Origin of the sequence: Nocardia camponoti (assembly GCF_014646135.1) — a bacterium.
Classification (GTDB): domain Bacteria; phylum Actinomycetota; class Actinomycetes; order Mycobacteriales; family Mycobacteriaceae; genus Nocardia; species Nocardia camponoti.
On the sequence record NZ_BMMW01000003.1, the window covers coordinates 69410 to 93870 of the forward strand.

At 65.2% G+C, this 24461-nt stretch carries 19 protein-coding genes and 1 tRNA gene; 12 read left to right on the forward strand and 8 right to left on the reverse strand.

Annotation, left to right across the window (positions count from 1 at the left end):
• Positions 1-72 precede the first annotated feature (72 nt).
• A complete protein-coding gene (locus IEX78_RS15205) occupies positions 73-1047 on the forward strand; it encodes an acyl-ACP desaturase (protein WP_188829676.1) in 975 nt (324 codons plus the stop codon).
• A 54-nt stretch (positions 1048-1101) separates the two neighbouring features.
• On the opposite strand, the gene IEX78_RS15210 is transcribed toward IEX78_RS15205, so the two are convergent.
• The gene (locus tag IEX78_RS15210; protein WP_188829677.1) at positions 1102-1896 is read right to left on the reverse strand and encodes a biotin--[acetyl-CoA-carboxylase] ligase; all 795 of its coding nucleotides are present in this window, start codon (positions 1894-1896) and stop codon (positions 1102-1104) included.
• Between the two features lie 126 nt (positions 1897-2022).
• Here IEX78_RS15210 and IEX78_RS15215 point away from each other — a divergent pair, with 126 nt between their 5' ends.
• The 3 genes from IEX78_RS15215 to IEX78_RS15225 all read left to right on the forward strand — a co-directional run bounded on the left by IEX78_RS15215 (position 2023) and on the right by IEX78_RS15225 (position 4704).
• The gene (locus IEX78_RS15215; protein WP_188829678.1) at positions 2023-3663 is read left to right on the forward strand and encodes an acyl-CoA carboxylase subunit beta; all 1641 of its coding nucleotides are present in this window, start codon (positions 2023-2025) and stop codon (positions 3661-3663) included.
• 73 nt (positions 3664-3736) lie between these two features.
• Positions 3737-4069, forward strand: a complete 333-nt coding sequence (locus tag IEX78_RS15220) for an acyl-CoA carboxylase epsilon subunit (RefSeq protein WP_229684019.1) — start codon at positions 3737-3739, stop codon at positions 4067-4069.
• Positions 4069-4704 carry a Maf family protein gene (locus tag IEX78_RS15225; protein ID WP_188829679.1) on the forward strand — a complete coding sequence of 212 codons (636 nt, stop codon included), beginning with the start codon at positions 4069-4071 and terminating at the stop codon, positions 4702-4704. The genes IEX78_RS15220 and IEX78_RS15225 overlap by 1 nt, the downstream gene beginning before the upstream one ends.
• On the opposite strand, the gene IEX78_RS15230 is transcribed toward IEX78_RS15225, so the two are convergent.
• On the reverse strand, positions 4630-5391 hold the full coding sequence (locus tag IEX78_RS15230; RefSeq protein WP_188829680.1) for a helix-turn-helix transcriptional regulator: 762 nt from the start codon (positions 5389-5391) through the stop codon (positions 4630-4632). The two genes, IEX78_RS15225 and IEX78_RS15230, sit on opposite strands and share 75 nt — an antisense overlap.
• Positions 5392-5503: 112 nt before the next feature.
• Between IEX78_RS15230 and IEX78_RS15235 the strand changes: the two genes are divergently transcribed.
• The 4 genes from IEX78_RS15235 to IEX78_RS15250 all read left to right on the forward strand — a co-directional run bounded on the left by IEX78_RS15235 (position 5504) and on the right by IEX78_RS15250 (position 10616).
• Complete coding sequence (locus IEX78_RS15235; RefSeq protein WP_188829681.1) at positions 5504-6391, forward strand: sulfurtransferase; 888 nt, start codon at positions 5504-5506, stop codon at positions 6389-6391.
• A 191-nt stretch (positions 6392-6582) separates the two neighbouring features.
• The gene (locus IEX78_RS15240; protein ID WP_188829682.1) at positions 6583-8379 is read left to right on the forward strand and encodes an acetyl/propionyl/methylcrotonyl-CoA carboxylase subunit alpha; all 1797 of its coding nucleotides are present in this window, start codon (positions 6583-6585) and stop codon (positions 8377-8379) included.
• A 480-nt stretch (positions 8380-8859) separates the two neighbouring features.
• On the forward strand, positions 8860-9816 hold the full coding sequence (locus IEX78_RS15245; protein WP_188829683.1) for a patatin-like phospholipase family protein: 957 nt from the start codon (positions 8860-8862) through the stop codon (positions 9814-9816).
• A gap of 443 nt (positions 9817-10259) precedes the next feature.
• Positions 10260-10616: a hypothetical protein gene (locus IEX78_RS15250; protein ID WP_188829684.1), complete on the forward strand. Its 357-nt coding sequence runs from the start codon at positions 10260-10262 to the stop codon at positions 10614-10616.
• A gap of 147 nt (positions 10617-10763) precedes the next feature.
• Here the strand turns inward: IEX78_RS15250 and IEX78_RS15255 are convergent, their stop codons facing one another.
• From IEX78_RS15255 to IEX78_RS15270, 4 genes are all read right to left on the reverse strand, one after another.
• Positions 10764-11951, reverse strand: coding sequence for a YVTN family beta-propeller repeat protein (locus IEX78_RS15255; protein ID WP_229684020.1), 1188 nt, complete (start codon positions 11949-11951; stop codon positions 10764-10766).
• Positions 11952-12069: 118 nt separating this feature from the next.
• Positions 12070-12261: a hypothetical protein gene (locus IEX78_RS15260; RefSeq protein ID WP_188829685.1), complete on the reverse strand. Its 192-nt coding sequence runs from the start codon at positions 12259-12261 to the stop codon at positions 12070-12072.
• A 91-nt stretch (positions 12262-12352) separates the two neighbouring features.
• Positions 12353-13699, reverse strand: a complete 1347-nt coding sequence (gene lat / locus IEX78_RS15265) for an L-lysine 6-transaminase (RefSeq protein ID WP_188829686.1) — start codon at positions 13697-13699, stop codon at positions 12353-12355.
• A gap of 65 nt (positions 13700-13764) precedes the next feature.
• Positions 13765-14217 carry an Lrp/AsnC family transcriptional regulator gene (locus IEX78_RS15270; protein WP_188829687.1) on the reverse strand — a complete coding sequence of 151 codons (453 nt, stop codon included), beginning with the start codon at positions 14215-14217 and terminating at the stop codon, positions 13765-13767.
• Positions 14218-14331: 114 nt separating this feature from the next.
• On the opposite strand from IEX78_RS15270, the gene amaB reads away from it, so the two are divergent.
• Positions 14332-15837, forward strand: a complete 1506-nt coding sequence (gene amaB / locus IEX78_RS15275; protein WP_229684021.1) for an L-piperidine-6-carboxylate dehydrogenase — start codon at positions 14332-14334, stop codon at positions 15835-15837.
• Between the two features lie 49 nt (positions 15838-15886).
• A tRNA-Met gene (locus IEX78_RS15280) sits at positions 15887-15960 on the forward strand.
• 46 nt (positions 15961-16006) lie between these two features.
• On the opposite strand, the gene IEX78_RS15285 is transcribed toward IEX78_RS15280, so the two are convergent.
• Positions 16007-16561, reverse strand: coding sequence for a histidine phosphatase family protein (locus tag IEX78_RS15285; protein WP_188829689.1), 555 nt, complete (start codon positions 16559-16561; stop codon positions 16007-16009).
• Positions 16562-16618: 57 nt separating this feature from the next.
• Here IEX78_RS15285 and IEX78_RS24290 point away from each other — a divergent pair, with 57 nt between their 5' ends.
• The gene (locus tag IEX78_RS24290) at positions 16619-21784 is read left to right on the forward strand and encodes an Lhr family ATP-dependent helicase (RefSeq protein ID WP_229684022.1); all 5166 of its coding nucleotides are present in this window, start codon (positions 16619-16621) and stop codon (positions 21782-21784) included.
• Positions 21784-22560 (forward strand): Fpg/Nei family DNA glycosylase, encoded by a 777-nt coding sequence (locus tag IEX78_RS15300; RefSeq protein WP_188829690.1) that lies wholly within the window; start codon positions 21784-21786, stop codon positions 22558-22560. Before IEX78_RS24290 ends, IEX78_RS15300 begins: the two co-directional genes overlap by 1 nt.
• Here the strand turns inward: IEX78_RS15300 and glpD are convergent.
• Positions 22557-24293 carry a glycerol-3-phosphate dehydrogenase gene (gene glpD / locus IEX78_RS15305; protein WP_188829691.1) on the reverse strand — a complete coding sequence of 579 codons (1737 nt, stop codon included), beginning with the start codon at positions 24291-24293 and terminating at the stop codon, positions 22557-22559. The genes IEX78_RS15300 and glpD overlap by 4 nt on opposite strands.
• Positions 24294-24461 lie beyond the last annotated feature (168 nt).

Genomic DNA, 24461 nt, shown 5'->3' on the forward strand with positions numbered 1-24461 from the left:
CACTAGGGTGGCCGTCACGCCAGAGCAGCACTTGTTCGTCACATGTACGCGGAACGAGAAGTGGAGGCACGCGTGTCCAGAGATCTCACCCAGCTCGAAATTCTGACCGAGCTTGAACCGATTGCCGAACAGAATCTCAACCGTCACCTAGGCATCGCCAAGGAATGGCATCCCCACGACTATGTGCCGTGGGAAGAGGGTCGTAACTTCGCCGCGATGGGCGGAATCGATTGGGACCCAACGCAATCCAGGCTCAGTGAAGTCGCGAAAGCGGCGATGATCACCAACCTGCTTACCGAGGACAACCTGCCGTCCTACCACCGCGAAATCGCCGAGAACTTCTCCCAGGACGGCGCGTGGGGCACCTGGGTTGGTCGGTGGACGGCCGAAGAAAACCGGCACGGCATCGTGATTCGCGACTACCTCGTTGTCACGCGTGGCGTTGATCCGGTCGCACTCGAACAGGCACGCATGGTGCACATGACCCAGGGCGCGCACGCACCGGCGAACTGGGGCGGCTTCCTGGTCAACGTCGCGTATGTGACGTTCCAAGAACTCGCGACGCGCGTCAGTCACCGCAACACCGGTCGCGTTTGTGACGATCCGGTCGCTGACCGCATGCTCGCGCGTGTCGCGACCGACGAGAACCTGCACATGATCTTCTACCGCAATCTCTGTGGCGCGGCGCTCGATCTTGTCCCCGATCAGGCGATGGAAGCCATCACCAAGGTGCTCGTGAACTTCCAGATGCCCGGCGCTGGCATGCCCAACTGGCGGCGCAACGGCGTGCTGATGGCCAAGCACGGCATCTATGACCTGCGTCAGCACCTCGACGAGGTTGTCCGGCCAGTACTCAAGCAGTGGAATGTGTTCGATCGCAACGATTTTGGTGTGCGTGGCGAACTTGCCCGTGAAGAACTCGCTGAGTTTTTGACCAAGCTCGAACGCGACGTGCTCAAGTTCGAAGAGCAGCGCGACCGACTGCTTGCGCGCGAACGCGTTGTCGCTGACCGGAAAACGCTGGCGACTGGCGCTGCCGCGCGGTAACGCTCAACCCGAGGCGAGGGGCGGGCCCGCAATGGCGCAGGCCCGCCGAGCGTCTTAGTACTGCCCGCGCAGGTGGCTCACGTCGCCTGCCGAGACGGCGGTGTCGCCGATGAGCAGGCGGCCACTTTCATCGACGCCGGTCGCGACGCCGGTGACCACTTTGTCGCCGGGGAGTTCCGCACGAACTTCTAAACCGATTGTCGCGCAGCGGTTTCGGTAATCCTCGGCAAGCACGTCCGGCGACCAACCCGCCTCCTGCCACGCGGTGAAACGCGCACCAAACGCGCGCAAGATCGCGGCGGCGAGGTCGGTGCGATCAGTCGACGCCCCCGCGAGTCGAAGCGAAATCGCGTGCGGCACCGGCAGTTCCGCCTCGCTGAGGTCAACGTTGAGACCAACGCCAACAACCACAGTCGGGTTTGCACCGCCAGCGGCAACCTCGGCCAAAATCCCCGCCAGCTTGCGCCCATTCAGCAGCACGTCGTTCGGCCACTTCAATTCCGCTGCGACGCCGACACTTTCGCGCAGCGCATCAACAACGGCGACCCCGGTCAGCAACGGCAACCACCCGAGCACCGCGGGGTCAATTCCCGGCAACCGCACCAACATCGACATCGCGATCTGCGCGCGCGGCGGTGAACTCCAGGCCCTCGCGTGTCGACCGCGTCCCTTCACCTGTTCCTCGGCAAGCAGCGCGACCCGGTCAAGCGACGGGTCCGCGGTTGCCAACGCGACTAGGTCGGCATTGGTCGACCCGGTCTCATCAACCACATCAATACGGCGGAAAAATCCGGAACTGCCGTCGCTGAACTCGCGCAGGCGATGGGTGTCGATCGGGGCCCTATCCATCCTTGGCACGCTAGTCGGTGGGCGGATCGACGCGACGATGGCCGCACCTAGCTGCGCTTTCTCTTACTGGCCGGTAGCCAAGACTGCCGTAGTGCGATGCAGTGTCACTCGTTACACTCGGCTCCCATGACGAGTGTCCAGCAGCAGCCCGCATCGGAATCGGCGGGCACCCCCGATATCCACACCACCGCCGGGAAGCTGGCTGATCTGCGGAATCGGCTCACCGAAGCCCAACACCCGATGGGTGAAGCCGCAGTAGACAAGGTGCACGCCAAGGGCAAGATGACCGCGCGTGAGCGCATCCTCGCCCTTGTCGACGAGGGTTCGTTCGTCGAACTCGACGCCCTTGCCCGCCACCGCAGCGTGAACTTCGGCCTTGAGCACAACCGCCCGCTCGGCGACGGCGTTGTAACCGGCTACGGCACCATCGACGGCCGCGACGTGTGTCTGTTCTCCCAGGATGTCACCGTTTTCGGTGGCTCGCTTGGTGAGGTTTACGGCGAGAAGATCGTCAAGGTCATGGACCTGGCCATCAAGACCGGCCGTCCGCTCATCGGCATCAACGAGGGCGCGGGCGCGCGCATCCAAGAAGGTGTTGTCTCGCTCGGCCTCTACGGCGAGATCTTCCACCGCAACGTCCAGGCGTCGGGTGTCATCCCGCAGATTTCGCTGATCATGGGCGCTGCCGCCGGTGGTCACGTGTACTCCCCCGCGCTCACCGACTTCGTCGTGATGGTCGATCAGACCTCGCAGATGTTCGTCACCGGCCCCGACGTGATCAAGACCGTCACCGGTGAAGAGGTCACGATGGAAGACCTCGGCGGCGCGCACACGCACATGACCAAGTCCGGCGTCGCGCACTACGTGGCTTCGGGTGAGCAGGACGCGCTCGACTACGTCAAGGACCTGCTTTCCTACCTGCCGAGCAACAACCGCGCTGAGGCGCCGCGCACGATCCCGACCGATCCGATCGACGGTGCTATCGCCGACTCGCTCACCGACGAGGATCTTGAACTCGACACGATCATCCCCGACTCGCCGAACCAGCCCTATGACATGCACGAGGTCATCCGGCGACTGACCGACGACGACGAGTTCCTTGAGGTCCAGGCCGAGCGCGCGATGAACATCATCTGCGGCTTCGGCCGCATCGACGGCCGCAGTGTCGGCATCGTCGCCAACCAGCCCACTCAGTTCGCCGGCTGCCTCGACATCGACGCCTCCGAGAAGGCCGCGCGCTTCGTTCGTACCTGCGACGCGTTCAACGTCCCGATCCTCACCCTCGTCGACGTTCCGGGCTTCCTCCCGGGCACCGGCCAGGAATACAACGGCATCATCCGGCGTGGCGCGAAGCTGCTTTACGCCTACGGCGAGGCCACTGTGGGCAAAATCACTGTCATCACTCGTAAGGCCTACGGCGGCGCGTACGACGTGATGGGTTCCAAGCACATGGGCGCCGACGTGAACCTCGCGTGGCCAACCGCTCAGATCGCCGTCATGGGTGCATCGGGCGCGGTCGGTTTCGTGTACCGCAAGCAGCTCGCTGAAGCGGCAAAGAACGGCGCTGACGTGGACGCATTGCGTCTCGAACTGCAGAACGAGTACGAGGACACCCTCGTGAACCCGTACGTCGCGGCTGAGCGTGGTTACGTCGACGCGGTGATCCCGCCGTCGCACACCCGCGGGCAGATCGTGTCGGCGCTGCGGTTGCTCGAACGGAAGATGGTGACGCTGCCGCCGAAGAAGCACGGCAACATTCCGCTGTGATTCGGCGATAACCTCTCTACCACGGCAACCGATCGGGATACCCTTCCGGTCGAGGCAGGAAGGATCTGGCACTGTGACAACTGTGGCAGAAGAAGACGTGTTAACCGCCGCCGAGCTTGAGCTCGACGATCTCGGACTCGTCGAGGAAGTCGAATCGATAGTCGACGCGCTCATCGAAGCGCAGCCAAGCGAGCCCCAGCAGGAACCGATGTTCCGGGTGCTCAAAGGTTCGCCCACCGACGAAGACGTCGCCGCGCTTGTCGCGGTGTTCGCCGCCGCGAGCGCGCAAGTGGGCGCGGCAGTCGAAACCGGTCCCACCGACAACTGGGGAGTCGCCACGCTTTCGCATCGTGGCGTCAACCCGTTCTCGCCCTACGCGTACCCGCTGCTGTCGCACCTGCGCTGATGACGCGTTTGGTGCTCGCATCAGCGTCACGCGCCCGGTTAGGCATCCTGCGCGGGGCCGGCATCGACCCCATCGTGCAGGTTTCAGAAGTAGACGAGGACGCGGTAGCCGACGCGCTACCGCATGGCACTTCGCCTGAGGACGTCGTCGTCGCGTTGGCGCGCGCTAAAGCGCTCGACGTGGCGGCGGCGATTCCCGAACATTCCGCCGACGCGGTTGTCGTCGGCTGCGATTCCATGCTGCTCGTCAACGGGCAGCTTCAGGGCAAACCACACACGCCCGAGGTCGCGAAACAGCGGTGGAAAGACCAGGCGGGACGTAGCGCTGAGCTGCTCACCGGTCACTGTGTGTTGCGGGTGCGCGACGGCGAGATCGTCGCTGACGCGGCCGAGTGCTCCGGCACGGTCATCCACTTCGCGAAACCAACCGACGACGAACTCGACGCGTACATCGCCACCGGCGAACCGTTGCAGGTTGCCGGTTCGTTCACCCTCGACGGGCTCGGTGGCTGGTTTGTCGACCGGATCGACGGCGACCCTTCGTCGGTGATCGGGATTGGGCTACCGCTGTTGCGCGGGCTGCTCGAAGACGTCGGCGTCAGTGTCACGCAACTGTGGCGCGACGCTGCGCAGTGAAGCCGGTCGCAGCTCTTCCGGTGCCGCTTCCATCGCCGGGGTCTCCGGCTTAGCGACGGTCAAGTCGAGTCGTGCTGTGCACAGTTCCGGCTCAACGAACGGGTGCAGCTGCACGTCGACGCGGCCATGCGCACCGTTTCGATCGAGAATCTCGCGCATCAGGCCGATGTGCACGCCACACACCACTTCCGCGTGCGAGCGGGCGAGTTCGCGCAGCGGGCACGCGGTGAGCTTGATGCCAACGTGGTCGGGGGTGTCACCGACCGGGTCTTTTTCCGGGGCGAAGCCCAGTTCCGACATCAGCGTCATCGTGATGTCGCGGGCGTCGGCCAAGCTCGTGACCGGGTGCGCGTTGATGTCCATGCGCGCGCCCCACGCGCGACCAGCGGCGATCGCGGCGGCCGAACGGGTGACCGGGTCGGGCCCGAGCTGGTCGGCGAGCACCTGCGCGAGTTCCTGATAGCCAACCGAGCGCTGCACCGCGCGATAGCCGATGCGCGGGCGACCACGGCCGCGTGGTGGTTGCTGGAACTGGCGAACGAGGGATTCGCGAGTGAGCACGTCGAGGTGGAATCGCACGGTCGTGACGTGTTGTCCGGTGATTCTGGCCAGTTCTTGAGCATCGAGGGGCTCGGTCGCGCCACGTAGGATCGCGAGCAGTCGCCGCCGCGGCCAAGAATCGGACATAGCTCACCCCTCCTCTTCAGAGACTTTATCGGACACCAGTGCGCTTTATTCGCCCATTGTGTCGATTCGTGATGTCTCGACACAGACCTACCATCGTGAAGGAACCACTATCGTGCCCGTCGCTTCGGATCCGCACCCCGCCTTCGGTTCTTACGCGGTCCCGCACCGTTTAGTAACCACAGAGTGGCTATCGGCAAACATCGGCAGGCCGGGACTGAAGATCATCGAAGCTAACGATGACATCCTGCTCTACGACATCGGGCACGTCCCGGGCGCGGTCAAGATCGACTGGCGCGGCGACCTTTCCGACCCGGTGACCCGCGACTATATCGACGGTCCCCGCTTCACCGCACTCATGCGGGCCAAGGGTATCGGCCGCGACGACACGGTAGTGATCTATGGCGATCGTGGCAATGCCCAAGCCGCACACACCGCGTGGATTTTCACCCTGTTCGGCCACGACGACGTGCGCCTACTCGACGGTGGCCGCGACGCGTGGCTTTCCGAAGAACGCGACATCACCTTCGACCTGCCCACCCTCGCTGCCAGCGATTACCCCGACGTCACCCGCGATGACGTGACCGCGCGCGCTTCGCGTGAACAGGTGCTCGCCCGACTCGGCGCGCCGCTCATCGACGTGCGCTCGGCCGCCGAATACGCCGGTGATGGCGAGGAAAAACCATTCGATTCCGAATACGCGACCTTGCGTGGCGGGCACGTGCCAACGGCGGTGAACCTCCCGTGGACCTCCGCGTGCGGTCCCGACGGCCGTTTTCTTTCGCGCGCCGAACTCGATGCCGTTTACGGGCAGCTGCCCGCCGACGATTTGGTTGTTTACAGCCGTCTCGGCGAGCGGTCCAGCCACACCTGGTTCGTGCTCACGTTCCTGCTCGGCCGCACGTCAGTGCGCAATTACGACGGTTCGTGGATCGAATGGGGCAACTCGGTTCGGCTGCCGATCGCACGAGGATCGCAACCCGGGGATCTCACCGAGATCTGACCAAAAACGTGCGCGTCACATCGAGCTGAGTATTGTGACCTGCAACCTACTCAACAGTAGGGCTAGCCGAGTTCGAGCAGCGTTGGCACACTGCCTACACTCGCCCGAGACGAAAGTTGTCGATCCCGGGCACGGGGCCTAACCGGCCTCCCGTCCCCCGACGCGACCAAAGATTGCACACAGGAGGCTCAGTGCCCAGCCATGCCAGCGCACGGATCACGAAGGTACTCGTAGCTAACCGCGGCGAGATCGCGGTCCGCGTGATCCGCGCTGCCAAAGACGCGGGGATCACCAGCGTCGCGGTATACGCAGAGCCCGACGCCGACGCGCCCTTCGTGAAGCTCGCCGATGAGGCGTTCGCGCTCGGTGGACAGACCTCGGCCGAGTCGTACCTCGTGTTCGACAAGATCCTCGACGCCGCAGCTAAGTCCGGCGCCGACGCGATTCACCCCGGTTACGGCTTCCTCTCCGAGAACGCCGACTTCGCCCAGGCCGTCATCGACGCCGGGCTCATCTGGATCGGCCCGTCGCCGCAGTCCATCCGCGACCTCGGCGACAAGGTCACCGCGCGCCACATCGCTGAGCGCGCGAACGCGCCGATGGCCGCTGGTACCAAGGACCCGGTCAAGAACGCCGACGAGGTTGTCGCGTTCGCCAAGGAGTACGGCGTTCCCGTCGCGATCAAGGCTGCCTTCGGTGGTGGCGGTCGCGGCATGAAGGTCGCGCACACGATCGAAGAGATCCCCGAGCTTTTCGAGTCGGCAACGCGTGAGGCCATCGCCGCGTTCGGTCGCGGTGAGTGCTTCGTCGAGCAGTACCTCGACAAGGCCCGCCACGTCGAGGCCCAGGTCATCGCCGACCAGCACGGCAACGTTGTCGTCGCCGGTACCCGCGACTGCTCGCTGCAGCGTCGCTTCCAGAAGCTCGTCGAGGAGGCGCCCGCGCCGTTCCTTTCCGACGAGGTTCGCGCCAAGATCCACGATTCGGCCAAGCGCATCTGCCGCGAAGCTGGCTATTACGGTGCTGGCACGGTCGAGTACCTCGTGCAGGGCGAGACGGTTTCGTTCCTTGAGGTCAACACGCGTCTGCAGGTTGAGCACCCGGTCACCGAGGAGACCGCTGGTATCGACCTCGTGCGTCAGCAGTTCGCCATCGCCAACGGCGAAGAACTGACCATCAAGGAAGATCCGGCCCCGCGCGGTCACTCGTTCGAGTTCCGCATCAACGGCGAAGATGCCGGTCGCGGCTTCCTGCCCGCTCCGGGCCCGGTTTCGGTGTACCGCGAGCCGTCGGGCCCCGGTGTCCGCGTCGACTCCGGTGTCGTTGAGGGCAGCGTGATCGGCGGTCAGTTCGACTCGATGCTCGCCAAGCTCATCGTCACCGGCGAAAACCGCGAGCAGGCGCTGCAGCGTGCTCGTCGCGCGCTCGCTGAGTTCGACGTGCAGGGTCTCGCGACGGTCATCCCGTTCCACCGCGCGATCGTTTCCGATCCCGCCTTCATCGGTGACGGCACCAAGTTCGACGTCTACACCAAGTGGATCGAAAACGAGTGGAACAACACCGTCGAGCCGTTCACCGCTGGTGCGCCCGCTGACGACGCCGACGAGGAACTGCCGCGGCAGAAGGTTGTCGTCGAGGTCGGTGGCCGTCGCGTTGAGGTGTCGCTGCCCGGTCAGTTCAGCATCGGCAACGGTGGTGGCGCGGCGCCTGCTGGCGTGATCCGCAAGAAGCCGAAGCCGCGCAAGCGTGGTGGCGCCGGTGCCGGTGCCGCTTCGGGCGACGCGGTCACCGCCCCGATGCAGGGCACCGTCGTGAAGGTCGCGGTTGAGGAAGGCCAGACTGTCGAGGCTGGCGACCTGATCGTTGTCCTTGAGGCGATGAAGATGGAAAACCCGGTCAACGCGCACAAGGCTGGTGTGGTCACCGGTCTGTCGGTTGAGGCGGGTGCCGCGATCACGCAGGGCACTGTGTTGGCGGAGATCAAGTAAGTTTTAGGTAGTACGCGAGGGCCCCGGTTGCGAAACCGGGGCCTTTTCGCTGTGTTGGGCGGCTCGTGGTTGATTGGTGGGTGCGCGTCGAGGTTGGGCTGGTCGCCGCAGAGGCCCGCGTGCGGTGGGCGTCCGGATGGGAGACCCTGGCGCACCCATGAGGCCGGCAGCAGCCATGAGCGCGACGCAGCGACTGGGCGGGACTGTGAAGGCGACGCTTAGGCTGCACGGCCACGAGCGCGACGCCCAGCCTGGGCACAGACCGCGAGCGCGACGCCCAGTCTGGACGGGGGCTGTGAGCCAGACGCCGAGGCTGAATGGAAGCCATGAGGGCGGCGCGGACGCGGACTGCCTGGGCGATGAAGTGCGCGCGGGGGGCGTAAATCGGGTGCGTACGGCTGCGTTCTTGTCTGTGAACCTCGGGCGAACCCCTTCGAGTGACTCCGTCGCGGATGTCCGAATCGCAGTATCGTCGGTCGGGTGACCAGCACTGCGCGTATCGAAGGTTCGTCGACTTCCGCGCCGAGCGCCGCTGACGTCATCGCTTCGCGCTCCGAAACTGGGCGACGCGACGACGGGCATCGGCTCGCGTTGGTGATCGAAGGTGGCGGTTCTCGCGGCGTCTATTCGAGCGGCATGGTGCACGCGCTGGAGGAACTCGGGCTCACTAGCATCTTCGACGCCGTTTACGGCACGTCAGCCGGTGCGATTAACGGTGCCTGGTTGCTTTCTGGGCGCGCGTCGACCGGGATGCGCGCGGCGTGGACCGACCCGGAGATCATGCGACGCGCGATCGACCCGTCGCGAGTGTTGCGGTGGCGGCCCGTTTTCGACCTGCGCTACCTCGTGCACAACGTGTACGACGGCATTCAACCGATGGATTTCGATGCGATCCTTGGCAATTCGACAACATTCCATCCGATGGCGACCGACATCCACACCGGGCTTTCCGTCGATTTGCACCCGTTCTTGGTCGATAAGCCGAGTCTGCTGACCGCGTTGCGCGCATCCGCTGGCTTGCCGTTGTTGGCTGGGCCGCCGGTGTCGCTTGGTGGTCGCGCGTATTTCGACGGCGGACTTGCCGAAACGGTCCCGATCCGCGCAGCGGTGGCGGCGGGCGCGACGCACGCGTTGGTGTTGCGCACTCGACGCGAGGACGAACGCAGGCCGCCCGCATCGCTGCTGCACCGCGTTGTGGGCGGCGGATACATGCGGGCGATCGCCCCCGGCGCGTTCCGCGCATGGATGGCGCGCCCGCAGCAGCAGGACCTTGAAGACGAGTTCCTCGCGTCGCGCGGCGATGCGGTGTTGCAGGTGTTCCCGCCCGCAGACGCGCCACCGATCGACAGCGCGTCGCGCGATACGGCACTACTCGCGCAGGGATTGGTGTTGGGCAACGCGGCAATGCGATCGACTTTGCGCACCCGGTTGGGGTGAAGCGGGCGCGCGTACGGACCGTCCGACACGCCCACCCCGCACCGCCATTACGCTGCCACTTCGCCGCTGGTGCGCCGGCTGGCGCTATGACTCGCCCGGTCCGCCCACCACCGGACCCGTCACCTCACCGCCACCGCACTGCCGCTCATCGACTCGCCCAGCCGTCGACCGTGCGCCCGGACAGTCCGACACCCCACACCTGACACCGGCACTGCGCTGCCGTTGCTCGACTCGACCGACTGCCGTGACGTGCCCCGTGTCCCAGCGGTCCGACATGCACTCGACCCCGCCACTGCGCTACCACTTCGCTAGGTAATCGCCTCCGAACGCCAGCCGTCCACACACCGCAGCCACCGCACTGCCATTAGCCGACTCAACCGCAGTCGTCACGTACCCCCCGACCGTCTGACACGCCCACTCGACACCGCCACTACGCTGCCCTTGTGGAACCAATCGAGATCAATGCTGGGGCCTGGTACCTGCGCGCGCTGCGGGCGGATCGGCGCATCGACGACCGTCCCGCGTTGGCCGACGGCGGCGTTACCGACCCCGATTACGTCGCGACTCGTTCCGCGCAGTGGGCGGACGAATCGCATTTCTCGTGGGCGGTGTGCGTGCCAACGACGGCGGAACTGGTCGCTGAGATTGGCGTGACCCCCTCACCCGACGGGACCGCAGCCGTAAGTGGTTGGGCGCGAACAGGATTCGACGATGCGTTGGCGACCGGACTGGAGTCCGTCACGAGGTTCGTTGCTGGCGCGCTTGGCCTGACCCCTGTGCCTGCTTCTGACTCGCCGTAGCCGACGGTGGTCCAACCGCACTAGACAAAACCCCAGGTCAGCCAGGAAACTTAGGGTCACCTCCGAATAGCATTTTCGTGCAGGTTCGCACGCAAAGACTCTTTTACAGCCCCGAAGCTCGCGAACCCGCACGAAAATGCCACCTAGTCAGCGCATAACACCCGTATGCCCGGTCGAATAGCGACCAGGCTGCGGCCACACCGTCAACCCATGCGGACCAGCGCCAACAGGAATGCGGGCAAGCAATTCCCACTTCGCGATATCGACCGCGTACACCTCGTTGTGGCGTCGGCCCGACACCCAAAACACGGTGCCGTCGGCGGAAATATTGCCCATGTCAGGCGAGCCGCCGCCGGGAATCTCCCACTTGCGCACCAACTTTGACGTCGCGAAGTCCCAGACCGAGATGCTGCCCTCGTCGCGATTGGTGATGAGCATTTGGGTGGAGTCGCGGGTGATGTAGAGCCCGTGCGCGCCCTTGCCGGTGGGGATGATGCCGGTGTTTTCGAAGGTGTGCGCGTCGATGGTGTAGACCCCGTCGGCCATCATGTCGGCGACGTAGAACACGTGACCGTCGGGCGAGAGCTTCACGTCTTGCGGCATTCCGCCGCGACCGCCTGGCAGGTCGATCATCTTCACGAGCGTGCGCTGAGCGACGTCGAAAACCGCCATGCGCCCGGCGAATTCGCAACTTGCGACGGCGAAGCGACCGTCGGCGGTGAAGTCCATGTGATCGACGCCAGCGCAGTCGGGGACCGCGAGCGCATGCAGTTTCTGCCAACTGACGGGGTCGTAGAAGTCGAGCGACTTGTCCGCTTCGGCAACGACGATCGCGAACTTCCCGTCGGGCGTGTAGTACATGTTGTAGGGGTCGCGAACCGGAAAAGCGTTGCCCGACTTGCCCGTTCGGGGATCGATCGGAATCAGACTCCCCCCGCCGATGGGCAGGTCGTTGGTGGCGTACAGCGTTTGCATGTCGTACGAGGGCACAACATGCTGGGGTTCTTCGCCGCCGGATGAGTAGGTGTCGATGACGGCGAACGTGTCTTGGTCGATCACCGTCACCGACCCGCCCTTGCTGTTGGGGACGTAGACGAGTCGTCGATGGTCAGCGACGGCGGGACTGAGCGTGCGGTTGGCCGCGTAAATATCGGTGGCCGACAGCGGCGGCGGCATGCCGGGCAGCAGGTCCGTCATGTGTGCGGGCATCGCGGTCGTGGTTGGCACGGGCGCCGCGACCTCAGTGGCAGGCGCGGGCACCGTCTCATCCCCCCGCCCACACCCGGCTGCGGCCAGCACCAAAACCACACCGATTTGTCCGATTCGACGATTCACGCGCAGCACACTCACACCCTTGAGCAACGACCTGATGACGTACAGGAGCACCCTAGGAGTCACAACAGCTAAATGTCAGCAATTTCGCCCCATCCCCGGCGGTTCCCCCAAGACACGCCTATTCCCAGTCCCCAAGATGCGCAGAAACGATCCCAGCAACCAACTCCAAGGGGTCTTGCCCGTCCGCAACAACTTCGAGCGTGCGATTGGCGGCAAGCGAAGCGAGTCCATGCACATTGGTCCACAGCGCTAGCGCCCGCCGCGGTGCGGAGTCGACACGATCAGGGTCGACTCGCGCGACAAGCTCCACGATCCCCCGATAGAGGGGAACCGTCGTCGCCCGCAGGTTTTCGCCGGAACCGACAAGGAGGTCGTGTCGACTCGCGGAGGCGCCGACGGAACTACCTGGAGTCAGCAGCTACGCGCGTGAGGACGGCGTCCAAAGCATCTACCGCACTTGCCAATTCCTCTTCTGTCACCGTCAAAGGCGGGCGGAAGCGGATGGAGCGTTCACCTGTGCCAAGCAGCAATACGTGTTCGTCCTCGCGCAATGCGCGCACTACCTCGTCGCGAATTTCCGGGGTCGACAACGTGACCGCGCACATCAAACCCCTGCCGCGCGGTTCGCTCACCAAAGTGGGGTGGTTCGCCACCAATGACTCCAACCGGGAAAGCAAGTAATCGCCAAGGGGCCCAACACCTTCGATCAGTTTCTCCCGCTCGATCACTTCCAAAATGCGGCGGGTGCGGACCATGTCGGTCAAGTTTCCGCCCCACGTCGAATTCAAGCGTGAGCAGACCTGAAAGACGTTGTCGCTCACCTCATCTACGCGACCACCCGCCATAATTCCGCACACCTGCGTCTTCTTCCCGAACGCGACCACGTCCGGCGTAACGCCAAGCTGCTGATAACACCACGTGGTCCCGGTCATCCCGACGCCCGTCTGCACCTCGTCGAGAATGAAAAGTGCGTCGTTCGCGTGGCACAACCGTTCCATTGCCTGCAAAAACTCCGGGCGCAAATGGCGGTCGCCGCCCTCGCCCTGAATGGGTTCGGCGATGAAACAGGCGACGTCGTCGGGGTATTCGGCAAAGGCCTGCGCAGCCTGCTCAAGCGCGGCGGCTTCCAGCGCTTCGATATCGTCACCAGCGAAGGTGTGCGGGGTGTCGATGCGCGGCCAATCGAATTTCGGGAACCGATCGGTTTTCACCGGATCGGTGTTGGTCAACGACAGCGTGTACCCACTTCGACCGTGAAAAGCCCCGGTCAGGTGCAGCACGCGCGAACCAGCGGCGGCAAGGCCAGCGGCCTGATTGCGCCGCGACTTCCAGTCGAAGGCAACTTTCAACGCGTTCTCTACCGCCAACGCCCCACCGTCGACAAAGAACAAATGCGGCAGAGCCGGATCGCCGAGCACCCGCGCGAAGGTATCGACAAAGCGCGCCAACTCGACCGTGTAAATGTCGGAATTGCTCGGCTTATTGAGCGCGACCGCAGCCAATTCGGCGCGGAACTCCGCGTCGTCGGCAAGCGCGGGATGATTCATCCCCAGCGCGTTGGACGCGAAGAAACCGAACATGTCGAGATATTCGGTACCGTCGCGCTCGTCAACAATCGTGCGGCCGCGCGAAGCGGCGAGGTCGAGCACGAGTTCGAAACCGTCGGCGAGGATGTGCTCGGACAGAATTTCACTGACCCGGTTGGCGGTGGTGACCGCCGCGCCGGGGCGCTCCAGTTCGATGGTCACACCCACCACGATACGCAAAACTTTGCGTCAAACGGTAGGAACAGCGAACTAATTACCGGAAATCGTTACCTATCGTAGAATGTCTGCAGGATGATGGTGCTGCGGGTATGCACGTTGGCGGTGGCTCGAATCTCGGCGAGCAACTGTTCGAGATGCCGAGGCGAAGCCACACGCACCAGCAGCACGTAGCTTTCATCGCCCGCAACCGAGTGACACGCCTCGATACCGGGAATGTGTTGCAACAGCGCGGGCGCTTCGTCGGGCTGGGAAGGGTCGAGAGGAGTGATCGCGACGAACGCCGAAAGCATCTGGCCGAGGGCTTCGGGATCAACGTGGGCGGCGTATCCGCGAATCACGCCGCGCGCCTCGAGCCGCCGCACCCGCGACTGCACGGCCGACACCGAAAGGCTCGCCTTTTCCGCCAAGTTCGACAATGTCGCACGACCATCGCTCATTAGTTCTTTGATCAATAGTCGATCAATATCGTCGAGCTGGGGTCGAACCGGTGTTTCCGCCATTAGCGAAGGCTAACCCAGCAGTAGGGCACACCACGGGGAAACTTCTTTCTGTTCCACCCCGAAAATGGGCCAACATTTCCGTGAGCCGCACCAATGACCAAGAAGGTGGCAGCGATGACTGAGCCAACGACCGAGCAACTCGCCCTGCGCGCGAAAACCCTGCTGACCAGCATCGGAGCCGAGCTGCCGACATCGGGCACGCTGCCAGCGCGCACCCCGATCAGCGGCGGAACGCTGGCCTACGTCACCGTCGACACCCCCGCTTCGGCCGAGGCCGCCATCGACCGCGCGGCCACTGCATTCGAATCATGGCGCACCGTCCCAGCGCCCGCACGCGCCCGCCTCGTCCGCGCCCTCGCCGCGCTGCTCGTCGAATACAAGAGTGAACTCGCCGAATTGGTCACCCTCGAAGCGGGCAAGATCGAAGCCGAAGCGCTTGGCGAAGTCCAGGAAATGATCGACGTCTGCGAGTTCGCGATCGGCCTGTCACGGCAGCTCTACGGCCTCACGATGGCGTCGGAACGCGAAGGTCATCGGCTGATGGAAACGTGGCATCCGCTCGGCGTTGTCGGGGTGATCTCGGCGTTCAATTTCCCGGTCGCGGTGTGGGCGTGGAATGCGGCGATCGCGCTGGTCTGCGGCGACACCGTTGTCTGGAAACCGTCGGAAACCACCCCGCTCACCGCCCTCGCGTGTCACACGCTCATGCGAAGGGCGGCGGCCAGCGTCGGCGTTGACCCCGACGTGCATCAGCTGGTCCAGGGTGAGGTCGGCCCGACGCTGGTCGACGACCCCCGCATCGCCCTGCTCAGCGCGACCGGGTCGGTGCGCATGGGCGCGATCGTCGCACCGAAGGTCGCCGCGCGCTTCGGCCGCTGCCTGCTTGAACTGGGCGGCAACAACGCGGCGATCGTCACACCAAGCGCCGACCTCGACCTCGCCGTGCGCGGCATCGTATTCTCGGCGGCGGGCACGGCCGGGCAACGCTGCACGAGTTTGCGTCGCTTGATCGTGCACCGATCGATCGTCGACCAGGTAGTCGACCGACTCACCGTCGCGTATCACCAACTGCCCGTTGGTAATCCGCTCGACGCCGGCATCCTCGTTGGCCCGCTCATCAACGAACGCGCGTTTGTCGCGATGCAGGAAGCGCTCGTGCACGCCACGTCCGACGGTGGCGAAGTGATCGTCGGCGGCGAGCGCGTGGATTCGGTCGACCACGACGCCTACTACGTGCGCCCCGCGCTGGTTCGCATGCCCGAGCAGACGGCGATCGTGCGACACGAAACCTTCGCGCCGACCCTCTACGTGCTCGCCTACGACACCCTCAAAGACGCGATCGCACTCAATAATGCTGTCCCACAGGGACTTTCGTCGTCCATCTTCACCCTGAACCAGCGCGAAGCCGAAACCTTCATCGCCGAATCCGACTGCGGCATCGCCAACGTGAACATCGGCACGTCCGGTGCCGAAATCGGCGGCGCGTTCGGCGGCGAGAAGGAAACCGGCGGCGGGCGCGAATCGGGTTCGGACTCGTGGAAGACCTACATGCGCCGCGCGACGAACACGATCAACTACTCCGATCAGCTGCCACTCGCGCAGGGCATTTCCTTCGGCTGACCGGGCGATTTCGTGTTTCCCGCGTGGGTGTGTAAAGTGGTTTTTACGACGCGGGATGGAGCAGCTCGGTAGCTCGCTGGGCTCATAACCCAGAGGTCGCAGGTTCAAATCCTGTTCCCGCTACTAAACCGAAGGCCCCCAGAGATTCTTTCTCCGGGGGCCTTCGGTGTTATTCGGCCCCTTTGTCAGCACCGATCCGCAACGTCCAGCTGCTTCGGTAGTGCAGTCGCGTGATGCTGCCCGGCGCAACGTCGATGCGCCAAAAACTCGCCGCGGGGGCGTCGAGCACGGCAACCAGCGCCGCGCGAATCACCGCAGGATGTGTCACCGCGATCAGGTCAACAGCCTCTGAGGCAACCTCGGCCAACCAAAACCGCGTCCGGTCGATCAGTTCGGTAATCGACTCGCCCTTATGCCCACGAAACGCCGGGTCCGTGAGCCACGCGAACAGCTGGTCTTGCGGCAGCGACCCCATCGCCGTCCCCCGCCACGAACCCGCATCCAAGTCGCGTAATCGCTGGTCAGGCGCGCTTTGCAGCCCTAATCCCATCGCTGTTTCCCGGGTGCGGCGTTCGGGCCCGGTCAGCACGCGCGCGTCGGGCAGCGGCTGGTAGTCGGGCAGTTTCGCGGACACGTCTAAGGGTTCATCGACGGGAAATCGGGTCTTGCGCATCGCCTCGGTGAGGCCGTGACCGATCAGGTCGACTCTGAGCACCGTTTGCACGAGTCACCAGCGTAGGCGTCCCCGTTTTTGTCGGTGACCCAGTGCACACTTGAGATCATGGAGCGTTTCTCGCAAGCGACACGCGAATGGTTCGACGGGGCTTTCGACGGCCCAACGTCGGCCCAGCTTGGCGCGTGGGAAGCCATCGCGGGCGGCATGAACACGCTGGTCATCGCCCCTACCGGCTCTGGCAAGACGCTGTCGGCGTTCCTTTCGGCCATCGACCGGCTCGCCAATCGCGAGCCTCCCGAACCTGGCACCAAGCGGGGCACCTCGGTGCTTTACATCTCGCCGTTGAAAGCGCTCGCTGTCGACGTTGAGCGCAACCTGCGCGCGCCGCTGGTCGGGGTCACGCAAACCGCGAAGCGGCTGGGTCTTGAACCGCCCGACATCACCGTCGGCGTGCGGTCGGGCGACACCACCCCGCAGCAACGTCGCGTTTTGCAACGCACCCCGCCCGACATTCTCATCACCACGCCCGAGTCGCTTTTCCTCATGCTCACCTCGGCGGCACGGGAATCGCTCACAGACGTGCACACCATCATCGTCGACGAAGTGCACGCCATCGCGGGCAGCAAACGCGGTGCGCACCTTTCGCTGTCGCTCGCCCGGCTCAACATGATCACCGACAAGCCCGGGCAGCGCATCGGCTTGTCGGCAACTGTTCGGCCGCCCGAGGCCGTCGCGCGGTACCTGTGCGGCGACGAGCCGTGCGCGATCGTGAAGCCCGACGCCGCGAAAACCTTCGACCTCACCGTGCGCGTGCCGGTCGCCGACATGACCGATCCGGGCGATTCCGCCCAGCCCGGCTCGGTCTGGCCGCACGTTGACGAGGCGATTGTCAGTTTGGTGCTCGCGCATCGGTCGTCGATTGTGTTCGCGAATTCGCGGCGACTTTCCGAACGTCTCACCGCGCGGCTCAACGAGGATTACGCGGCTCGGCTTGGTGAGCCGGTCGAAACCGAGCATGCGATGCCCGCGCAGATCGGGGCGTCGACGGCCGTTACGCATGGGGCCGACCAGTTGCTTGCGCGGGCGCATCACGGGTCGGTGAGTAAAGAGCAGCGCGCGATCATCGAAGACGATTTGAAGAGCGGGCGACTGCGGTGCGTTGTCGCGACGTCGAGCTTGGAGCTTGGTATCGACATGGGCGCGGTCGACCTTGTCGTGCAGGTCGAAGCGCCGCCGTCGGTGGCGAGCGGGTTGCAGCGAGTTGGGCGCGCTGGTCACCAGGTTGGTGAGGTGTCACGCGGCGTGCTTTTCCCCAAGCATCGCACCGACGTTTTGCACTGCGCGGTCACCGCGCAACGCATGCTCGCTGGCGAAATCGAAGCCATCAAAATCCCGCTGCATCCGCTCGATATCCTCGCGCAGCAAACTGTTGCCGCGTCGGCGATGGAACCGCTCGACGTCGACGCGTGGTTCGACCTCGTGCGTTCCACCGGCTCGTATGCCACGTTGCCGCGTTCGGCGTATGAATCCGTGCTCGACCTACTCGCTGGCCGTTATCCGTCCGACGAGTTCGCCGAGCTGCGCCCACGCGTGGTGTGGGATCGTGACGCGGGCACCATCACCGGTCGCCCGGGTGCGCAGCGGTTGGCGGTCACGTCCGGGGGCGCGATCCCTGACCGTGGCATGTTCGCGGTGTACATGGTTGGTGAAAAGGCGTCGCGCGTAGGCGAACTCGATGAGGAGATGGTTTACGAGTCGCGGGTTGGCGACGTTTTCGCGCTCGGGGCAACGAGTTGGCGCATCGAGGAAATCACCTTCGACCGCGTGCTTGTTTCGCCCGCGTTCGGCATGCCTGGGCGGCTGCCGTTTTGGCGCGGGGACAGTTTGGGGCGGCCCGCTGAGTTGGGGGTCGCGCTTGGGTCGTTTATTCGGGCTGCCGGGCAGGTTTCCGATGATGAGATGGCCCAGGTTGTTTTTGAGATGAGCGCCGACCCGCCCACCGGGGATCCGACCGGCGAAGCGGTTACGCGCGTCACCGTACCGTCGACCAAGGCTGGCGAAGCGCTCGCGCAGCGGGTGCAAGAAGCGGGGCTCGACCAGAACGCGGCCGCGAATATGGTCAGTTTGCTTGTGGAACAACGTGCTTCGACGGGTCAGCTCCCTACCGACCGCACGCTGCTCGTTGAACGTTTTCGCGACGAGTTGGGCGACTGGCGACTGGTGCTGCACTCCCCCTTCGGCACGCCGGTCCACGCGCCGTGGGCGCTTGCCGTTGGGGCGCGGTTGAAAGAACAGTTCGGAATCGACGCCGCGCCAACACCTTCCGACGACGGCATCATCGTTCGACTACCCGACACCACCGATGATCCGCCCGGCGCGGAACTGTTCGCGTTCGATCCTGAGGAAATCGAGGACATCGTCACCCAAGAGGTTGGCGGCTCGGCGCTGTTCGCTTCGCGGTTCCGTGAATGTTCGGCGCGCGCGTTGTTGCTGCCGCGGCGCGATCCGGGCAAGCGCGCGCCATTGTGGCAGCAGCGGCAGCGGTCGGCGCAGTTGCTTGACGTCGCGCGGAAGTTCCCTGAGTTTCCGATGCTGTTGGAAACGGTGCGCGAGTGTTTGCGCGATGTGTACGACCTGCCGGAATTACGCGACCTCCTCACGAAGGTCGCGCGGCGCGAGGTGCGGTTGGTTGAGGTGGAGACGGCGTCGCCTTCGCCGTTCGCGACGTCGCTGTTGTTCTCCTACGTTGGGCAGTTCCTGTACGAGGGCGACTCACCGCTCGCCGAAAGACGCGCTGCCGCACTGGCTTTGGATACGAGTCTGCTGGCTGAGCTGCTTGGTCGAGTTGAGTTGCGCGAACTGCTCGACCCCGCGGTGATCGCGGAAACGGAACGCGAGTTGCAGCGGTTGGTGCCAGACCGTAAGGCGCGCGACGCGGAGGGTTTGGCCGACCTCCTGCGCCTGCTCGGCCCGTTGACGCCGGTTGAGGCGGCGATGCGGTGCGTGCCGCGAGACCAGGTTGATTTGGACGCCGATTATGGGGACACGTCGACGGAGAGTGTGGCGGGGACGCCGTCTGCGGGGGAAGCCGACCCGCGCGGTTCTGCTGCTGGGGGCAAGGTGCCGGGCCGTACGGCGACGCCACGCCGGGTTGCGAAATCATCCAGCGCGGGTGCCTCAGCTGGCACGGATGGAAATGCCCCCAGCAGCGGTGTCGAACCTGGCACAACGTCGGCTGGCGAGGGCGCACGGCCGGGCCATCGCGACAGTGTCGATAACGGGGCTAGCGCGTCGAGCGTCGGCGACGTGAGCAGTACTGCCGCAGACGGGTCGCCCGGAACCGGCAAAACTGGCGGGGGCGATGAGGGTAGCGGCGCTGGCGCGGGCGCGGAGGCCGTGGGAAGTGCTGACGGCGCGCAGGGTTCGGGAGTTGCTGTGCCGACCGGGCCCGAAGCCGAAGCGATTCTCGCCAACTCCGATGCGCCGCAATGGTTTTCCGAGCTCAAAAAAGCGCGGCGTGCGCTTGACGTGCAGTTCGCCGGGAAAACGTGGTGGGTCGCTATCGAGGACGCCGCCCGCCTCCGGGACGCGCTCGGGGTGCCGCTGCCTATCGGGGTTCCCGCCGCGTTCATTGAACCCGTTCCCGATCCGCTCGGCGACCTCGTCGGGCGATACGCGCGCACCCACGCGCCGTTCGCCACCCATGCTGTCGCCGCGCGATTTGGGCTTGGGCAAGCTGTCGCCGCGACCGCTTTGCATCGACTTCTCGCCGAAAAGCGGGTGGTTGAAGGCGAATTCACCCCTGCCGCACACGGGGCCGAATGGTGTGACACGCAAATCCTGCGACGGCTCAGAAGGCGTTCGCTCGCAGCGGCACGGCATGAAGTCGAGCCAGTGTCGACGGCGGCGTTCGGGCGCTTCCTTCCCGCATGGCAGCACGTCAACTCCACCGATCTGCGCGGCATCGACGGCGTCGCCACCGTGGTGGAACAGCTTGCGGGCGTACCGATTCCGGCGTCCGCGTGGGAGTCGCTGATCCTGCCCATGCGGGTGCGCGACTACCGGCCCGCGATGCTCGACGAGCTGATGGCCACCGGCGAAGTGCTGTGGTCCGGGCATGGGGCGATCACCGCGCGCGACGGGTGGATCGCGCTGCACATGACCGACCAGGCCCCGCTCACGCTCCCCCCGCCCGACGATATCGACCCCACCGACGTGCAACTCAACGTCTTGGCCGCGCTCGGTGCGCAGCTCGAACCGTGGCCGATCCCGGCGCATCCAACCCCCGCTGAGCTGGACGAACCCGATCGTAAGCCGGGCGATCCGGTGCGCATCCCCCCGGTGCTGCACGGCAGTGGCGGCGCGTTCTTCTTCCGCCAGCTCGCTGACGCGACCGGGCTCGCCAACGACAAAGCGGTGGGCGACGCGCTATGGCAACTGGTCTGGGCAGGCTGCGTTTCCGGCGACACCTTCGCGCCCGTCCGCGCACTCCTCGCCGGCACGGTCCGGGCGACGACCGCGCATCGCAGTCCGCGCCGCGCCCCACGCGCCCGCGCGTACCTGCCGCGACCAGGCATGCCAACGCGCGGCGGCCCACCCAACCTCGCTGGCCGCTGGTCGCTGCTGCCCGACCGGGTCGTCGACAACACCGTGCGCGCGCACGCGGTCGCCGATCAGCTCATTGAGCGCTACGGGGTCGTCACGCGTGGGTCGGTGCAAAATGAGGGTGTGACAGGCGGTTTCGCGTTGATGTATCGGGTGCTCACCGAGTTTGAGGACCGTGGACGATGCAGGCGCGGATATTTCATCGACACGCTTGGTGGTGCGCAGTTTTCGACAACCGACACCGTCGACCGGTTGCGTTCCTTCGACGGCGATCGCGTCACCGAAAAGGCTGGTGTCGCACTGGCATTGGCGTCCTGCGACCCGGCCAACCCGTACGGGGCGGCGCTCGCGTGGCCGAAAAGTGAGGGCGAAGGCGGACATCGCCCTGGGCGAAAAGCGGGCGCGCTGGTGGTGCTTGTTGGCGGCGAACTCGTGCTTTACCTAGAACGCGGCGGAAAAACCCTCCTGACCTTCACCCAAGACCCCGGCCTGCGCCGCGCAGGAGCCGACGCGCTAGCTGGCCTAGTCCGCGACCACCGAGTCGACGCTTTGGTCATCGACAAGGTCGACGGCGACTCGATCCACGGCAACCCTCTCGCCGATTTCCTCGTCGAAGCGGGCTTCTCCGTGACGCCGCGCGGCCTACGACTGCGCAGGACGATCTAATGCCAGAGGGAGACACTGTCTTTCGCACTGCCGAGCGGCTACGACCCGCACTGGTAGGAAAAACCCTGTCCCGCAGCGATTTTCGCGTACCGCGTTTCGCGACCGTCGACCTGGTTGGCGACCTCATCACCGACGTCGGCACCTACGGCAAGCACCTGTTCATTCGCACCGACAAGCTCAGCATCCACACGCACCTCAAGATGGAAGGCGAGTGGCGGGTCTTTCACTGCGGGCAGCGTTGGACCAAACCCCGGGTCAACGCGCGGATCGTGCTCGCCAATGACGAGGTGGAAGCGGTCGGTTTCGACCTCGGCAAGGTGGAAGTGCTGCCGCTCGCCGACGAGCAGAAGGTCATCGCCCACCTCGGTCCCGACCTGCTCGCGCCCAACTTCGACGCCGACGAAGCGCAGCGCAGATTGCTGGCCTATCCCAAGCGATCCATCGGTGCCGCCTTGCTCGACCAACGCAACCTCGCTGGCATCGGCAACATCTACCGCAGTGAAATCTGTTTCCTCCGCAAGGTGCACCCGGCGACCCTGGTGGGCGACATCGACGCGCTCCCCGCCCTCGTCGCCGAAGCTCACCGCGTGATGAATCAGGCTGCGCGCCAACCCCCTTGGCGGCAACTGGTGTACCGCAAGAACCGTCGCCCGTGCCCGCGCTGCGGAATGGCATTGGTGGCGCGCGTCCTTGACGACCCCGACTCCCCCGACCCGGTCAGCCAGCGCGAACGAGGAATCTACTTCTGCCCGCGCTGCCAACCCGAGCCGAGTTAACGCTCGCTCGGCACCGGCTCCAAAATCTGGGGGCGCGGTTCGGGGGCTGCCGCGCGCAACGCGTCCGCCGCCTTGTCGTCCGGCTGCGTCTGCGACTCGATTTCCGCCTCGACGCGCGCCCGGTACGTCGCGATTTCTCGGTCGACGTCGTCGGCGTCCCAGCCCAAAATCGGCGCGACCAACCCGGCAACTTGCTCGGCGCAATCCACCCCGCGATGCGGGTATTCGATCGAGATCCGGGTGCGGCGCGCCAGGATGTCGTCCAGGTGCAGGGCCCCCTCAGCCGCCGCCGCGTACACCGCTTCGACCTGCAAATACGCTGGCGCGTCGGTAATTGGTTGCAGCAGTTCAGGTTTCCCATCGGCCATCGCGAGCACATCTTCGGCGAGCGAACCGTAGCGGTCGAGCAGGTGCGTCATGCGGTAGGCGTGAATGCCGTAGTGCTCGGCCAGCGGCACCGTCTGGTTCACCAGCGCGAAGTACCCGTCGGCACCAAGCAGCGGCACCTTCTCGGTGACCGACTCCGGCACGCGGGCGGGGATGTCGCTCGCCGCCTCGTCGACCGCGTCGGCTGCCATCACCCGGTAGGTCGTGTACTTGCCGCCCGCGATGCTCACCAGCCCCGGCGCGACGCGCGCGACCGCGTGCTCACGCGACAACTTCGACGTCTGGTCGCTCTCCCCCGCGAGCAGTGGCCGCAGGCCCGCGTAGACGCCGTCGATATCCGCGTGCGTGAGTGGCGTGACCAGCACTTCGTTCACTCGATCGAGCAGGTAGTCGATGTCGGCTTTGGTCGCGGCGGGGTGGGCGAGGTCGAGGTTCCAGTCGGTGTCGGTTGTCCCGACAATCCAGTGCGCGCCCCACGGGATCACGAACAACACCGAGGTTGCCGTGCGCAGGATAATGGCCGCGTCGCTCACGATCCGGTCGCGCGGTACCACAATGTGGACACCTTTCGACGCGCGCACATGGAACCGCCCGCGCTGCCGCGACAACGCTTGCACCTCGTCGGTCCACACGCCCGTCGCGTTGATCACCACGCTCGCGTGCGCTTCGCCGGTTCGCCCGTCGTCGGTGTCACGCAACTTCACGCCGGTCACCCGGTCGGCTTCCTTGATCAACCCAACAACCTGGGTCGAAGTGCGCACTACCGCACCATAATTCGCGGCCGTGCGCGCGACGGTCATCGTGTGGCGAGCGTCGTCGACAACGGTGTCGTAGTAGGTAACGCCGCCGATCATGGCGTCGTCACGCAACCCGGGCGCGAGTCGCTGCGCGCCGTGCTTTGTCAAATGACGTTGTCCCGGAACGGATTTCGCGCCGCCCATCGTGTCGTAAAGCGCGAGCCCGGCCGCGACATACGGCCGTTCCCACACGCGATGGGTGAGCGGATAGAGGAAGCGCAGCGGCTTGACAAGGTGCGGCGCGAGCGTCGACAGCGCGAGCTCGCGTTCCTTCAACGCCTCCTTGACCAGCCCAAACTCCAACTGTTCGAGGTAGCGCAGGCCGCCGTGGAACATCTTCGACGAGCGGCTCGACGTGCCAGCGGCGAGGTCGCGCGCTTCGACAAGCGCGACCGAAAGCCCGCGCGTTGCCGCGTCTAGCGCGATGCCCGCGCCAACGACGCCACCGCCGATCACGATCACGTCGAAGTGCTGCTTTTCCAACCGCGCCCACGCGGCTTCGCGCTGCTCGGGGCCAAGCTGGCCGTGCACCCCGTCGTTGCTGCCCATTTTCGACTCCTCGCCGCCAACCAAGGTCCGGTCAGCTCCGGCCGACTTTCGCGCACGCCAGCGGGCCCGGCGACGCGGCTCTTAGGCTAGTCGCGAAACCGTTTGCTCGCGATTGGCGCGCGCGATGAAACCAACCCGTCGCATCTGTTCTTGGCGAGCAGAGCTGGG

Coding starts and splice junctions, on each gene's coding strand:
- IEX78_RS15210 (WP_188829677.1), bottom strand. CDS start 1,896: ATGGATAGGGCCCCGATCGACACCCATCGCCTGCGCGAGTTCAGCGAC.
- IEX78_RS15215 (WP_188829678.1), top strand. CDS start 2,023: ATGACGAGTGTCCAGCAGCAGCCCGCATCGGAATCGGCGGGCACCCCC.
- IEX78_RS15225 (WP_188829679.1), top strand. CDS start 4,069: ATGACGCGTTTGGTGCTCGCATCAGCGTCACGCGCCCGGTTAGGCATC.
- IEX78_RS15230 (WP_188829680.1), bottom strand. CDS start 5,391: ATGTCCGATTCTTGGCCGCGGCGGCGACTGCTCGCGATCCTACGTGGC.
- IEX78_RS15270 (WP_188829687.1), bottom strand. CDS start 14,217: ATGGCGGAAACACCGGTTCGACCCCAGCTCGACGATATTGATCGACTA.
- amaB (WP_229684021.1), top strand. CDS start 14,332: ATGACTGAGCCAACGACCGAGCAACTCGCCCTGCGCGCGAAAACCCTG.
- IEX78_RS24290 (WP_229684022.1), top strand. CDS start 16,619: ATGGAGCGTTTCTCGCAAGCGACACGCGAATGGTTCGACGGGGCTTTC.
- IEX78_RS15300 (WP_188829690.1), top strand. CDS start 21,784: ATGCCAGAGGGAGACACTGTCTTTCGCACTGCCGAGCGGCTACGACCC.
- glpD (WP_188829691.1), bottom strand. CDS start 24,293: ATGGGCAGCAACGACGGGGTGCACGGCCAGCTTGGCCCCGAGCAGCGC.